The 13,184-nt window shown below is 69.9% G+C and carries 13 protein-coding genes and 1 pseudogene; 10 read left to right on the top strand and 4 right to left on the bottom strand.

The features are described from left to right. The first annotated feature begins 34 nt into the window (after positions 1 to 34). The 4 genes from GGE06_RS09770 to GGE06_RS09785 all read left to right on the top strand — a co-directional run bounded on the left by GGE06_RS09770 (position 35) and on the right by GGE06_RS09785 (position 1,714). Positions 35 to 247 (top strand): hypothetical protein, encoded by a 213-nt coding sequence (locus GGE06_RS09770; protein WP_246532394.1) that lies wholly within the window; start codon positions 35 to 37, stop codon positions 245 to 247. Between the two features lie 47 nt (positions 248 to 294). Next, the gene (locus tag GGE06_RS09775) at positions 295 to 684 is read left to right on the top strand and encodes a right-handed parallel beta-helix repeat-containing protein (RefSeq protein ID WP_184930549.1); all 390 of its coding nucleotides are present in this window, start codon (positions 295 to 297) and stop codon (positions 682 to 684) included. 136 nt (positions 685 to 820) lie between these two features. Beyond that, positions 821 to 1,273 (top strand): hypothetical protein, encoded by a 453-nt coding sequence (locus GGE06_RS09780; protein WP_116156898.1) that lies wholly within the window; start codon positions 821 to 823, stop codon positions 1,271 to 1,273. A 54-nt stretch (positions 1,274 to 1,327) separates the two neighbouring features. Beyond that, on the top strand, positions 1,328 to 1,714 hold the full coding sequence (locus GGE06_RS09785) for a ricin-type beta-trefoil lectin domain protein (RefSeq protein WP_184930550.1): 387 nt from the start codon (positions 1,328 to 1,330) through the stop codon (positions 1,712 to 1,714). 52 nt (positions 1,715 to 1,766) lie between these two features. Here GGE06_RS09785 and GGE06_RS09790 read toward each other — a convergent pair whose 3' ends face one another. After that, entirely contained in the window at positions 1,767 to 2,195 is a 429-nt protein-coding gene (locus GGE06_RS09790; protein WP_184930551.1) for an SRPBCC family protein, read from the bottom strand. Positions 2,196 to 2,378: 183 nt separating this feature from the next. After that, entirely contained in the window at positions 2,379 to 2,867 is a 489-nt protein-coding gene (locus GGE06_RS09795; protein WP_184930636.1) for a TetR/AcrR family transcriptional regulator, read from the bottom strand. A 222-nt stretch (positions 2,868 to 3,089) separates the two neighbouring features. Here GGE06_RS09795 and GGE06_RS42395 point away from each other — a divergent pair. The 5 genes and pseudogenes from GGE06_RS42395 to GGE06_RS09815 all read left to right on the top strand — a co-directional run bounded on the left by GGE06_RS42395 (position 3,090) and on the right by GGE06_RS09815 (position 7,561). Beyond that, positions 3,090 to 3,560: pseudogene (locus GGE06_RS42395) on the top strand (MFS transporter). A gap of 114 nt (positions 3,561 to 3,674) precedes the next feature. Next, the gene (locus tag GGE06_RS42400; protein ID WP_246532396.1) at positions 3,675 to 4,286 is read left to right on the top strand and encodes an MFS transporter; all 612 of its coding nucleotides are present in this window, start codon (positions 3,675 to 3,677) and stop codon (positions 4,284 to 4,286) included. Positions 4,287 to 4,457: 171 nt separating this feature from the next. Further along, positions 4,458 to 5,900, top strand: coding sequence for an aldehyde dehydrogenase (locus tag GGE06_RS09805; RefSeq protein ID WP_116156894.1), 1,443 nt, complete (start codon positions 4,458 to 4,460; stop codon positions 5,898 to 5,900). A 150-nt stretch (positions 5,901 to 6,050) separates the two neighbouring features. Continuing rightward, the gene (locus GGE06_RS09810) at positions 6,051 to 6,986 is read left to right on the top strand and encodes an SDR family NAD(P)-dependent oxidoreductase (protein ID WP_184930552.1); all 936 of its coding nucleotides are present in this window, start codon (positions 6,051 to 6,053) and stop codon (positions 6,984 to 6,986) included. A gap of 161 nt (positions 6,987 to 7,147) precedes the next feature. After that, complete coding sequence (locus tag GGE06_RS09815; protein ID WP_184930553.1) at positions 7,148 to 7,561, top strand: hypothetical protein; 414 nt, start codon at positions 7,148 to 7,150, stop codon at positions 7,559 to 7,561. A 37-nt stretch (positions 7,562 to 7,598) separates the two neighbouring features. Here GGE06_RS09815 and GGE06_RS09820 read toward each other — a convergent pair whose 3' ends face one another. Beyond that, positions 7,599 to 9,302, bottom strand: coding sequence for an ABC-F family ATP-binding cassette domain-containing protein (locus tag GGE06_RS09820; protein WP_184930554.1), 1,704 nt, complete (start codon positions 9,300 to 9,302; stop codon positions 7,599 to 7,601). 78 nt (positions 9,303 to 9,380) lie between these two features. After that, entirely contained in the window at positions 9,381 to 11,015 is a 1,635-nt protein-coding gene (gene abc-f / locus GGE06_RS09825) for a ribosomal protection-like ABC-F family protein (RefSeq protein ID WP_184930555.1), read from the bottom strand. A 1,146-nt stretch (positions 11,016 to 12,161) separates the two neighbouring features. Here abc-f and GGE06_RS09830 point away from each other — a divergent pair. Next, positions 12,162 to 12,665: a hypothetical protein gene (locus tag GGE06_RS09830; RefSeq protein WP_116156888.1), complete on the top strand. Its 504-nt coding sequence runs from the start codon at positions 12,162 to 12,164 to the stop codon at positions 12,663 to 12,665. Positions 12,666 to 13,184 lie beyond the last annotated feature (519 nt).

Consider the following 13,184-nt stretch of genomic DNA (forward strand, 5'->3'; position numbering starts at 1 on the left):
GGAGCGCGACACCTTCTCCACCGACAAGCCGGCGGTGGCGCTGGAAGGCCGGAGCACGACCAGCGTGCTGCGCACGGTGGTCCACGACACGACCCATGGCCTGCACCTGACGAGCGAGGCGCGCACCGTCATCGAGGACGTACACGTGACGAGCACCTCCGGCGTCGGCATCGCCATCCGTACCGGGGTCAATCCGCTCGTTCGCAAGGCGTGGATCGTCACGCGGCGGGGCGCGGCGTCGAGGTGACCAAGGACGGCAGGGCCGACTGGAGGACTGCCTGATCCAGCGGCCGGGTGACACGGGCGCGTGCATGGCGGACGACGGCAACGTCTGCGTCGGCGGGGAGCCGTGGAGGCCCCGAGGGCACCGGGCTCTCCGTCGGCGGCTCCGGCACCCTGACCGTACGGGACTGCTCGATGATCACGGCGGGACAGCACGGCGTCCTGGTTGAGCAGGACGGTGACCTCACCGCCACCCGCGTGACGGCCCGCGAGGGCGGCGAGCGCGGGGTGCTCATCGCCGAGGCTGGGCGAGCGCCCTTGAACTCCTGCGAGGTGAGTGCCGATGGCAGGGGCGGCGTGCGCATCAAATCCGAGGCGCCGGTCTTCGTGGTGAACTGTACGGCCCGGGGCAACGCCGGTGGCGGACTGGTCCAGGCAAGGGTGGGCGACCGATGCCCGTAAGCAGCCGCTCTCCGTCCAGCACTCCACCGGGCCCACCCCATGAACGTGAAACGGAGTAACCAAGGCGACGTCTTCACCGGCACTCCTCTGACACGGCCTCGCCGATCCGGTATCGGGCCGCCCGCACAAGAGCCTGTTGGCTGGGGCGGCCATCGTCGGCGTACTGCTGCTCTCCGTACCGTTCCTGATCAGCGGGGGAGACGGCGACGACGACCGGACGACCGCGAAGCAGGGCGCCACGCCGGGCACCGTTCTGGACGGTCAAGGGGGCACGGTCCACGGCGTGGCCGGCTCGCAGTCCCCGTCGCCGTCCAGGTCCACCGCGCCGGGGAAGCCCGTGCCGAAGATGACGGGCACCGGCCCGGACGGCAAGACCGTCACTCTCACGGTCGCGCCGCCGGGCAGTCCCGCCGGAGGCGGGAAGCAGCCCGCGACCAAGGGCGGCCCGACCACCGACCCGAAGGCGCCCGGTACCTCGTCCCCGGGCCCCAAGAGCGGGTCGGGTAAGGCCTCCTCGGGCTTGGGTACGTCCTCCTCGGGCTCCAAGAGCGGCTCGAACACCTCGTCCCCGGCCTCCGGAACCACGTAGGACAAGGACGGGACGCAGCAGACGGCACCGCCGAGCGACCCCTGGCCCGGCGGCGTGCAGATCTACGGCCACGCCTCCAACCGCTGCATCGACGTCGCCGGAAGTCCGGGCGCGGCCACGGGATCCGCGCTGGTGATCTGGGACTGCTACGACGTCTCCTACCAGAGACGGCCCTTCGTCGACGGAACCGTGTGGTCGGAGGGCAAGTGCATGAACGTCTCCGGCGGTTCGACACAGAACTGCGCGGCCATCAACCGGACGACCTGCAACGGCTCGGGCGCACAACAGTCCCGTCTGAACAGCTCACACGACCTGACCAACCCGCAGTCCGGCAACAAGTGCGTCGACGTCAAGGACATGGAGACGACAAACGGTGCTTGTCTGCAGCTGTACATGTGCGTGGGCGCACCCGACCAGAAGTGGAGCAGCCGTACGCCGTGAGGCGCGAGACACGTTCCGTCCGATGGCGACGGGGGTACGTGTTTCGCCGGGCTCACTCGGCCTGGAGGGGCCCGGCGAAGGACTTGCGCAGGGACGAGGGGCCGACGAGAGGCAGCAGAGCGGCGAACATCTTACCCTTGACGGTGCTCGGTTCCCGAGTCAGCTCGACGTCGATCCGGGTTCCGTCGCCCTCGGGGGTCATCCGGAAGACCCAGCCGCCGCCGGCGCCGAAGAGCTTGGAGTCGAGTGTGGTGATGGTGACCGTGTCACCCTCCGGCTCCCACGTGTAGCGCGCCCGCTCCCAGGCGGCGGCCGTTCCCTCGGTGACCTCCGCCCAGGTGTCGCCCAGTTCGTGGACCTGGAAGTGCTCGGCATCGATCGTGGGCCAGGCCTCGGCGCGGGCGGGGCTGAAGTCGGTCAGCACTGCCAGTACGTCCTTCGGGCTGAGCGTGGAGACGAGGGGGAACCGTACGACTGCCATGGGACTTCCTCACCAAGAAGTAACTGTTCTGATCGGTGATGAAAGATTTGCACGCATCTCATCACTCGTCAAGATGGTGACGTCGCTTGTGGATTCGCCCCCCGATGTGTGACACATCGGGGGGCGAAGGAGGGAAGGGAACGGCGTCGCGTCAGGGCATCAGGACTTCAGGACGCCGGGGCATCAGGACACTCCGAGGCCATGCAGGAACGTGTTCACCACGATGTCCGCCGCCTGGCCGGGACCCAGTTCGGGCCTCTGCCGGGACACCAGATGCACGAGCTGGGGCAGGAGCACGCTCGCCCACCCCTCAGGAAGGCCGGTGCGCAGGAGGCCTTCGTCGACGGCGCGCTCGAGGAACGTGTCGACTTCCTGGACGGCCGCGTCGCGGCGTGAGTGGACGGTGTCGTCGGCGAGCATGCGGCCGAGGTCGACGGGCCAGGTGCGGTTGACGGTGATGATGTTCTCGACGTAGCGGTGCAGAGCGACGGCGACGGGTGCCTCGCGGAGCCGTGCGTCCGTGATGGCCTGCTCGATGGCGGTGAGGCGGGCGTCGTAGATGGCGGCGAGCAGGTCCTCGCGGGAGGCGAACCGCCGGTAGACGGTGCTCCGGTCCACACCCGCCTCCGCGGCGATGCTCGCGATGCTCGCGCCGGGATCGGCGGCGAGCATCCGCGCTCCGGTGGTCAGAACGGCTTCCAGGTTGCGTGCTGCGTCGGCTCTCACCGTCCCGAGTCTAGTCATGAAGTGTGGCCTCTGGAGCCCATAGCGCCACTGCTTCGTGGAGGTGTGTGCTCTAAGTGCAGCATTTAAGTTGCAGATAACCGAGAAAGGGAACCTCAACGTCGAAGTCGCTGGGTTCCTCATCCCCGGCCAGGTGGGGTGGCCGCCGCCATGGGCGCGTTGATCCTCGCGGTCCTCCTGGCCTCCCTGGACCAGACGATCGTCTCCACTGCACTGCCCCGCATCGCCCGGGACTTGAACGGGTTCGACGACATCGCATGGGTCGGCGCCGCTTACCTCCTCGCGTCCACGGCGGTGACACCACTGTGGGGAAAGCTCGGCGACATGTTCGGCCGCAAGCGCCTCTACTCGCCTCGACCGCGATCTTCCTGATCGCGTCGGTGGCATGCGGCCTGGCACGGAACCTGCCCGAGCTGGTCGGAGCCCGCGTGATTCAGGGTCGTGGGCGGCGGAGGCGTGATCGTGCTGACCTTTGCCCTGGTCGGTGACATCGTCGCCCCGACCGAACGCGGCCGCTACCAGGGCATGTTCGGTTCGGTCTACGGCGTCGCCAGCATCATCGGCCCCTTGCTCGGCGGCGTGTTCACCGACCGGCCTGGTCTTGATCGCCTCGTTCGGTGAACGCTGGGGCTGGACCTCCCCGGCCATCGTCGGCCTCATCGCCGTCACCGTCGCGCTGGTCGCGGACTGGTACCCGTCGAGCGCCGCGCGGCCGCCCCGGTACTCCCGCCGGCCATGCTCGGTTCCCGGACCGTGGTCTTCGCCTCGCTCATCGGGTTCTTCGCGAACGCGGCGACGTTCGCCGCCCTGGTCTACCTGCCGACGTACCTGCAGATCGTCCGCGGCGTCTCCGCCACCCTCTCCGGCATCCACATGCTGCCGCTGGTCGCGGGCCTGGCCGCCAACCTCGCAGGACTGCTCCTGCTCGGCACCATCGGGTCCGCCACGGGAACCCTCGTCCTGAGCGCCCGCTTCCTGCTCACCGGAGTCGGCATGGGCATGGTGCCCATGGTCGTCCTGACAGCCGTCCAGAACACGGTTCCCCCTTCCGGCCTCGGTGCCGCCAGCGCTGTGGCCACCTTCGCCCGTTCCATCGGCGCGGCCTTCGGCGTCGCCGTCTTCGGCACCCTGCTCAGTGCCGACTTCACCGACCGCGTTCGCGGCCTGCCGACCACGGCCGGCTTCGACGCCGCCCGCCCCGACACGATCGGCAGCCTCCCCGCGGCCCTGCGCGACGCCGCCCTGGACGCCCCCGCCCCGCCGCGGCGGTCCTCCTCGCCGTCCTCCTCAAGCCCACGCGGAAGCCGGAGGCCATGGCGCCCGCTCCTGCCGCCGCCCCGGCCGTGACCGAGGAAACCGTCGACGCCGCCTGACCCTCAGGGTCGTACGCACGTAGGCGGATCACGCCTCTTCTGCGACATTTACGTCCTACTAATAGAATCAAGTGCTACATTCATGTGTCAGTTAGATGGAATGGCCCACCTGGGCGTGCTCGAAGCGCAGGACAGGAGAAAGCGCATGATCATCTACGACCGACTCTTCATCGGCGGATCCTGGCAGGAGCCCAGCGACCCGGAACTGATGGACATCGCCTCGCCGCACGACCGGTCGGTGGTCGGCCGGGCCGCGCAGGCGCAGCCGGCGGACGTCGACCTCGCGGTCGCCGCGGCACGCGCGTCCTTCGAAGCGGGCGAGTGGCGCCTGACGCCGCCGACGGAGCGGATCGCCGTCCTGCGGCGGTTCAACGCGCTGCGCGAGGAGAGCGCGGAGAGGATCGCGCACCTCATCTCGCTGGAGAACGGCTCCGCCGGATGGTTCACCCTGGCCGGACAGCCCGGACTCACCCGGCAGGCGAACGCCTACCTCCAGGCGGCGGAGGAGTTCGCCTGGGAGGAGACGCTGGTGCCCTCCGACCCCTCCTCCCCGGTACGCAGCATCGTGCGCCGGGAGGCGGTCGGCGTCGTGGCCGCGGTGATCCCGTGGAACTCGCCCTTCTCCTCGGCCACCTCGAAGATCATCCCCGCCCTCCTTGCCGGCAACTCCGTGATCCTCAAGGTGTCCCCGGAGAACTCGCTGAGCATGGGCTTCCTCGCCGAGCTACTGGAACAGGTGGGTCTGCCGGACGGCGTGATCAGCGTCCTCCCCGCGGACCGCCAGACCAGCGAGCACCTGGTCTCCCACAAGGAGGTCGACAAGATCGCCTTCACAGGCTCGACCCGGGCCGGACGCCGCATCGCCTCGATCGCGGGGGAGCAGCTCAAGCGCGTCAGCCTCGAACTCGGCGGCAAGTCCGCCGCGGTCATCCTCCCCGATGCCGACATCGACAAGGCCGTCGCGGGCCTCAAGTTCGGCTCCCTGCTCAACAACGGCGAGTCGTGCATCGCACAGACCAGGATCCTGGCCCCCCGCAGCCGTTACGAGGAAGTGGTCGACGCGCTGAAGGAACTGGTCGAGTCGCTCAAGGTCGGCGACCCGAACGACCCCGACACCTTCATCGGCCCGATGATCCGCCCCGACCAGCAGGAGCGGGTGCGCACCTACATCCAGCTCGGCATCGACGAGGGCGCCCGTCTCGTCACCGGCGGACCGCAGATCCCCGAAGGCCTGGAGAAGGGCAATTACGTCACCCCCACCGTCTTCGCCGACGTCGACAACTCCATGCGGATCGCGCAGGATGAGGTCTTCGGCCCGGTTCTCGTGGTCATCGCCTACGACGACGAGGACGAGGCCGTCCGCATCGCCAACGACTCCGAGTACGGCCTGTCCGGCGGCGTCTGGTCCTCCGACGAGGCGCATGCCCTGGCGGTCGCCCGCCGTATCCGCACCGGCACCGTCACGGTCAACGGTGCCCCCGTCGCCTTCGACGGTCCGTTCGGCGGCTTCAAGGCCAGCGGTGTGGGCCGTGAGTACGGCGCGGTCGGCCTCGGCTCCTACACCGAGTACAAGACCATCACCGCCTGATCGGCACCATGGGAGCACACGTGTGAGCCCGCGAGAGCGATCGATAGGTGTGAACACGTTGTATGGTTTCTCTCGTGACGTACTGGTGTGAGCGGTTCCGCGAGACGTCACCGACCAAGAGAGACTCTCTTCTGAAGGCAGGGCACAGCCATGACGCTGACCACCACTTCGTTCGGAATGCGCGCCACCGCCGCTGAGGTGATCGACGGCGTCGATCTGAGCGGGCGCCGGATGATCGTCACCGGAGGGTCCTCCGGCCTCGGCGTCGAGACGGTGCGCGCCCTGGCCGGCGCGGGAGCGGAGGTGACCATCGCCATCCGCAACCCCGTGGACGCCGAGCCGCTGGTCGGAGAGTTCCCGGGAACCCGGGCCGTAGCGCTCGACCTGGCCGACCTGGCGTCCGTCCGTGCCTTCTGCGACGCCTGGACGGGACCGCTCGACGGCCTCGTCGCCAACGCCGGCGTCATGATGCTTCCGACCCGTCAGGTCGACGCCCAGGGCTGGGAGATGCAGCTGTCCATCAACTACCTCGGCCACTTCGCCCTCGCCCTCGGTCTGCGCACGGCCCTCGAGGCGGCCGAGCAGCCGCGTGTGGTCGTGGTCAGCTCCGGAGCTCAGCTCCGCGCGGGATTCGACTTCGACGACCCGCAGTTCGAGCGACGCGCCTACGACCCGTTCGTCGCCTACGCGCAGTCGAAGACCGCGGACGTGCTGCTCACCGTCGGCATCAGCCGCCGGTGGGCGGAGCACGGGATCACCGCGAACGCCTGCGCGCCGGGGTGGATCCACACCAACCTCACCCGCCACCTCGACCAGGCGACCATGCAGGCGTTCGGCGCCATGGACGCCGAGGGTAACCTGATCACCCCCGACTACTACAAGACCCCGGCCCAGGGCGCCTCCACCACGGTGCTCCTGGCCGCGTCTCCGCTCCTCGACGGTGTGACCGGACGGTACTTCGAGGACAACCAGGAAGCGGAGGTCGTCGACGGCGGCCCCGAGGTCATGGCGGGCGTGGCCAAGTGGTCGGTCGACCCCGACGCCGCGGACCGGCTCTGGGACTACGCCCTTCCCGTGGTGCGCTGAAGCAAGGACGAGCGACGACATGTGACGGCCCGGTCGGCGTCCGCCGCGACGACGACCGACCGGCCGTCCAAGGCGACCTTTGTCCAGGTGGGGGAGAACGCCCTGCGGGCTGCGCCGAATTGAAGGCCCAGGGCATCTCCCCCCGTACGATCCGCTCCTGGATGAGGTCGAAGGGCCAGGTGTCCCCGACGCGGGCGAGCCGGGAGCGGATCGACGCGGCGTACTGGCACCGCCGGCGCGAGAACCTGATCCGCTCGGGCTGGCTGGTCAAGCACCTCGACAACAAGGGCCGGGGCCGCCGGATGGAGATCTACCCGGTCGACCAGACGCGGGTGGAGGCGAAGTACCGGTGCGACCTGTCCACCCGTACCGTCACCGTCCGCTACGTCTGGGGCGACCTCGTCGACGCCTGGGCCACCCGCGACGCCCACCTCGTCGACGAGATCTGGGACGACGTCATCTCCGACCTCGACTCCGACTACAACGCCTATGCCTACGTCTCCGCCGTCGGCATCAACGCCTGCCGGTGGTTGTGGAACCGAGCAACGCCCGGTCCCACAACCACCGGCAGATGAGCACGGCGGACCGCCCGGCGTGACGCCGTGGTCAGGATCACCAACACTCCAGGCATGACCCGGCCAGGTGGGATCCGGGTCGGGTACGGGCCGCTACCGCGTCCTCCCACTGCCCGCCTCCCGCCTCCAGACGGATCTCACGGCCCTGCCACCGCCGGCGCAACCACCGGTCGTGGCTCGCGAGGACGATCGCGCCGGGACCGGTGCCGAGGGCGGTCTCCAGTTCGTCGCACAGGGCCGGCGAGAGGTGGTTGGTGGGTTCGTCGAGCAGCAGCAACTGGGGTGGGTGGGCCACCAGGAGGGCCAGCGCCAGCCGCCGACGCTGCCCGACGGACAGCCGACCGACAGGCTTCTCCAGATCCGCCTCGCCCAGCAGACCGAGCGAGCGCAACGGCACCCTCTCGGCCCGCTCCGCTCCCAGCGACAGCTCGTAGGTGTCACGGACCGTGCGGTCGGGCCGGTCGAACACGGTGTCCTGGGTCAGCAGTCCCACGGTCAGCCGGCGCCGCCTGCGCACCTCGCCCTCGGCGGTGAGACGCCCGGCGAGCACGGCGAGCAGCGTGGACTTCCCCGCTCCGTTGCCGCCCGTGACCAGCAGCCGCTCCGTCGCCTCCACCTCCAGGGCGTCGAGAGCGAGCCGGCCGGGCACCCGTACGTCCCGCAGGGACACCAGTGGCTGCCCCTCCTCATCCTCCGCACGCGCCGCCAGCTCCCCGGCCGCGAACCGCAGCGGCCGCGTCGGCTCGGCGACCCGCGTGCGCTCCAACTCCTCCAGTCGCCGCGTGGCGTTGCGCACCCGGCGGGAGATCTGGTTCTGCACCCGGCCCGCCCGGTGCCCGTAGCCCATCTTCTCGTTGTCGGTGCGGCCCCGGTCCGGTGCGACCCGGTGCGCGGTCACGCCGGCCGAGGTACGGAGTTCCTCCAGCTCCTGCTGCTCCTCGGCGTACCGCCGCTCCCAGCGCTCCCGCTCGGCACGCTTCTCACCGAGGTACGCGCTGTAGTTCCCGCCGTAGCGGACCGGGCCGTCCACCGCCGGGTCGAGGTCGATCAGATCGGTGCAGACGGCGTCCAGAAACGCCCGGTCGTGGCTGGCGATCACCACGGTCCCGGGCAGGCCGCGGACTTGTTCCTCCAGGAAGCCGGCGGCGCCGTCGTCGAGGTGGTTGGTCGGCTCGTCAAGGAGCAGGGCCGACGGCCGCCGGGCGAGCAGGGCGGCAAGTGCGAGCCGTCCGCGCTGCCCGCCGGACAGCGAGCCGAGCGTGCGGTGGTGTCCGAACGAGCCCAGACCCAGCCCGTCAAGCACCAGGGCCGCCCGTCGGTCGGCGTCCCAGGACTCCCGGTCCTGGGCCTGCTCAAGGCGTCGGCCGTAGGCGTCGAGGAGCTCCTGATGGCGGGGGGCGCCGTCCGGGACGCGGGCGAGTTCCTCGCCGAGCCGGTCCAGCTCGGCGAGGTCCTCGCGAGCCTCGCGCAGCGCCTCGTCCAGCACCACGGCGATGGTCGAATCGGCGTCGTACGGCATTTCCTGGTGGAGGAAGCCGAGATCGCCGGGGCGGGTGACGCTTCCCGCGTCGGGTTCGTCCACGCCGGCGAGCACCCGCAGCAGGGTGGACTTGCCGACGCCGTTCTCCCCGATCAGGCCGATGCGGTGGCCGGGGGAGGCGGTCAGGGAGATGCCGTCGAGGACGCGACGGCCGCCCAGATCGCGTACGAGATCGTGGGCGAGGAGAGCGGGCTGGGGCATGGGGGACCGTCCAACGTGATCGATGGTCGGCCCGCGGGGCGGGTCGCCTCGGCGCGGGCCGCTTCACACGCCGGCGGCTCACACCCCCGGGGCTCCCGTCTCCGTGAGCGTGCCCTCGGCCAGCCGCAGCCAGCGGTTCACCCCGATCTCGGCGAGGAACCGCTCGTCGTGGCTGACCACCATGAACGCGCCCTGATAGGAGTTGAGCGCGCTCTCCAGTTGGCCCGCGCTGACCAGGTCGAGGTTGTTGGTCGGCTCGTCGAGGAGCAGCAGATGGGGGGCCGGCTCGGCGCACAGCACGCAGGCCAGGGTGGCGCGCAGGCGTTCGCCGCCGGAGAGCACGCCGACGGGCAGGTGTGCCCGGGCGCCCCGGAAGAGGAAGCGGGCGAGCAGGTTCATCCGCTCCGCCTCGGGCCGCTCGGGGGCGAACGCGGCGAAGTTCTCCGCCACGGTGCGGTCCAGGTCCAGCAGGTCAAGTCGCTGCGAGAGATAGGCGATCCGGCCGTCGCTGCGCTTGATCTCCCCGCCGTCCGGAGCGAGATCACCGGTGACCAACCGCATGAGGGTGGTTTTGCCGGCGCCGTTGGGCCCGGTCAACGCGATGCGCTCGGGGCCCCGGACGGTCAGGTCGACGCCGCCTTCGGCGAACACCGGACTGTCACCGAGGCGGACCTGCATCCCCTCGCCGAGGAAGAGGTTGCGTCCGGCGGGCACCTGGGTGTCGGGCAGGTCCAGGGTGAGGCGCTGCTCGTTGCGCAGGGCACGTCCGGCCTCGTCGAGACGCGCCTTCGCCTCGCTTACTCGCGCCGAGTGCATCTGCCCGGCCCGCCCGGCGGCCTCCTGCGCGCCGCGCTTCATGTTGCCGGCGAAGATACGGGGCAGCCCGGCGTTCTTGAGGTTCTTGGCGGCGTTGCTCGCGCGGCGATCGGCACGTTCCCGGGCCTGCTGCATCTCCCGCTTCTCCCGCTTCAGCTCCTGCTCGGCGTTGCGGACGTTCTTCTCCGCGACCTCCTGCTCGGCGCGCACGGCCTCTTCGTACTCGGTGAAGTTCCCCCCGTAGAAACGCAGTTCATCGCTCCCGAGCTCGGCGATCCGCTCCATCCGGTCGAGCAGGGCACGGTCGTGGCTGACGAGGAGCAGCGTGCCCTTGAAGTCCCCCAGTACGTCGTAGAGCTTGTGCCGGGCCTGAAGGTCGAGGTTGTTGGTGGGCTCGTCGAGGAGCAGGACGTCAGGACGCTTGAGCAGTTGCGCGGCGAGGCCGAGCGAGACGACCTGACCGCCGCTGAGCGTGCTCAGGCTGCGGTCCAGAGCGAGGTCGCCGAGACCCAGACGGTCGAGCTGCGCGCGGGTGCGCTCCTCGATGTCCCAGTCGTCGCCGATGGTGGTGAAGTGCTCCTCGCCGACGTCGCCGGACTCCACGGCGTCCAGGGCGCGGATCACCTCGGCGACGCCGAGCACCTCGGCGACCGTGAGGTCACCGGTCAGGGGGAGGCTCTGCGGGAGGTAGCCGAGCGTCCCGCCGACCGACACCGAGCCTGTGGCGGGCTTGAGTTCACCGGCGATCAGCTTGAGCAGCGTGCTCTTGCCGGATCCGTTGGGAGCGACCAGGCCCGTACGACCGGGGGCCATGGCGAAGGACAGGTCGGAGAAGACCGGGGTGTCGTCCGGCCAGGCGAAGGAGAGGTTCGAGCAGATGATGGCGGCATCGGACATGGAGGCACCTCGAAGGAACTGAGGGCAGAGAGCATGGACCTCTGCCCTGGGCAGACGTGGGAAAAGGGGGTACGACGAAGCGGACCACTTCGGCGGCGCTCCTGGGCACCGGCCGGTGGCCGTCAGATCCGGGTCTCACCCGGAGATGTCGTCGTCACCCACCACGTCTGCGACTCCTCGATACAAGGTCTACGTCACTCACACCGTAGCAGGCCGCCCCTCTTCGGACCCCACGACCGAGGTGTGCGCGTCGCGCGGGTCTTCATGGCTGACAGGGCGGGCGTCACCTCTTCGTCACCGGCACCGCTCGAAAAGTGCGCACACGTCTGTGTCACCCGTGCCGCTGACGGCGATGCTCTGGCCGGAGGCGACCGTTTGTCCGGCTTCTTGGCGTCGGCCGTGGCGGGCCGGGCCAACGGGACACCGTCGTGGGCGATCGTGGAATTCGGTGTCGCCCCGGACGCGGCGAGTGCCTGTGTGTGCAGTCAGTTGCGGCCGGAGTCGGTCCCGGCGGAAGAACATGTACGGCACCCTGACCGGATCAGCTCGGTCAGTGGGGGTGTCGTCACCGGCGTCGCGGGAGCACTCCGCCTTCTCTGTGATCACGTCGAGATCCTGGATGGCGGTGATCGACGTGGTCGCGGTGGGCGGAGCGGCGCGGCGGGCCGAGGCTGGAGACCGGGGACCGGGGCGGATGGTCGGCGGTGCAGGTGAACGGGATCGGGCTGCTGTCCCGTCGTGCTCTTGCCGAGGCACGGAATTGTCCGGGCCGGTGGCTTTCGCGATGTGGTTCGGCTCGTTGCATTCGATGGCTTGGAACCCGTCCCTATGCTCTCTTGTGCGCTCGCAACTGTCGACGCCGGTCACCGGTCACCGTCCGGCCGGCGCATGAGGTCTCGTGACGCCCGCTCGACGCCGCGGGCCCGCAGGCCTGTGCGTCCCGGCGTGCGCGCCGGGATCCGGCCAATTGATTGACGTGGGCATGACATTTCATACTCCCCGTGGCACGCTCCTTGCGCGTCGCGATCCCCGGTGGAAACGCCTGCCGCCGGACGTGCCGCCGTACGAGATCTCTCCGCACTTCTCCCGCGAGGCTTCCCGGCCTCGCCCCCCAGACGCCACGAGTATGTGGCAAGGAGGAGCGACATGAGGCACATCTCCCGCTACACGGGCATCGCGGCTCTGACTCTCGCGACGGTCGTCGCGGGCACGGTCACCGCCACCGCGATCGGCCCGACCGCCGAGCTCAAGGCCGACGGCGTCATCGTGGTCGCGGGCAGCACCTGTACGTGGACCGGCGCGAACACCAGCGCCGCCGCGCCGAGTGCCCTGTCCGTCGACCGGGCCACCGTCAACCGCCCTGGCGGCAACCTCGCCTGCGACGGCGGGATCACCGCCACCCTCAACAACAACCCGGCCTTCACCTTCGACGACACCACCGCCACCGCACGCACCGACTTGATCGACATCACCGGCCAGCAGTCGTTCATCAGCTGCCGCTATAGGGCCACGTCCCTGGTCTGGGACCGTGACGGCACGACCCGCAGGTACGTCAACCGTGCCTTCACCGCCACCCGCACTTCGGGCAGCTTCCTCTGCCCGGCCTCCGTCACCACCGCCGCGGGCGGCGCCTCCGTCACCTTCCGCTGACCCGAAGGTCACGCAAGAGGCACCCCACCGCCTTCCCGGCGCCCACCTCGTGAGGGCGCCGGGAGGCCACTCTCACGCGTCAAGGTCTCCGGCAGGGCTACCGCAGCAGAGCGAGTAGGGGATGCCGCAGACGTCGTCACCGACCTCCGCGGCCGGCTGCTGTGGCTTTCGCCAGCCCGGCGGGCTACCGGCCGTCCGCCTCCGGCGACTCCGTTCAGACCAGGGATGTGTCGGGCGCAGGCCGTCCGCGACGGCCTCCTGGGCGGCGTGCCTGTCGCACTGGCCGAGGCCGTCCGTAAGGAGCACTTGCCCAGCCTCCACACCCTCGCCGTCGGCGTCGCCCTCGATATTGACGCCGTCAACGCTGTACTCACCCTGCCTTGGAACTGTTACGGGCTGACCACCTGGCCCATGGCGTTCACTCCAGCAGAGCTTACGCATCCTGGTTCGACATCCTTACGTGGTCGGTGCTTCCGGGGTGTTTTGGCGATGGTCACGGCGGGTGACGTCCAGCGGCCC

Origin of the sequence: Streptomyces nymphaeiformis (assembly GCF_014203895.1) — a bacterium.
Classification (GTDB): Bacteria; Actinomycetota; Actinomycetes; order Streptomycetales; family Streptomycetaceae; genus Streptomyces; species Streptomyces nymphaeiformis.

Excerpts from the sequence above, each read along its gene's own strand:
- GGE06_RS09830 (WP_116156888.1), top strand. The coding sequence starts at position 12,162 with ATGAGGCACATCTCCCGCTACACGGGCATCGCGGCTCTGACTCTCGCG.
- GGE06_RS09820 (WP_184930554.1), bottom strand. The coding sequence starts at position 9,302 with ATGCCCCAGCCCGCTCTCCTCGCCCACGATCTCGTACGCGATCTGGGC.
- GGE06_RS09795 (WP_184930636.1), bottom strand. The coding sequence starts at position 2,867 with ATGCTCGCCGCCGATCCCGGCGCGAGCATCGCGAGCATCGCCGCGGAG.
- GGE06_RS09815 (WP_184930553.1), top strand. The coding sequence starts at position 7,148 with ATGAGGTCGAAGGGCCAGGTGTCCCCGACGCGGGCGAGCCGGGAGCGG.
- GGE06_RS42400 (WP_246532396.1), top strand. The coding sequence starts at position 3,675 with ATGCTCGGTTCCCGGACCGTGGTCTTCGCCTCGCTCATCGGGTTCTTC.
- abc-f (WP_184930555.1), bottom strand. The coding sequence starts at position 11,015 with ATGTCCGATGCCGCCATCATCTGCTCGAACCTCTCCTTCGCCTGGCCG.
- GGE06_RS09805 (WP_116156894.1), top strand. The coding sequence starts at position 4,458 with ATGATCATCTACGACCGACTCTTCATCGGCGGATCCTGGCAGGAGCCC.
- GGE06_RS09790 (WP_184930551.1), bottom strand. The coding sequence starts at position 2,195 with ATGGCAGTCGTACGGTTCCCCCTCGTCTCCACGCTCAGCCCGAAGGAC.
- GGE06_RS09810 (WP_184930552.1), top strand. The coding sequence starts at position 6,051 with ATGACGCTGACCACCACTTCGTTCGGAATGCGCGCCACCGCCGCTGAG.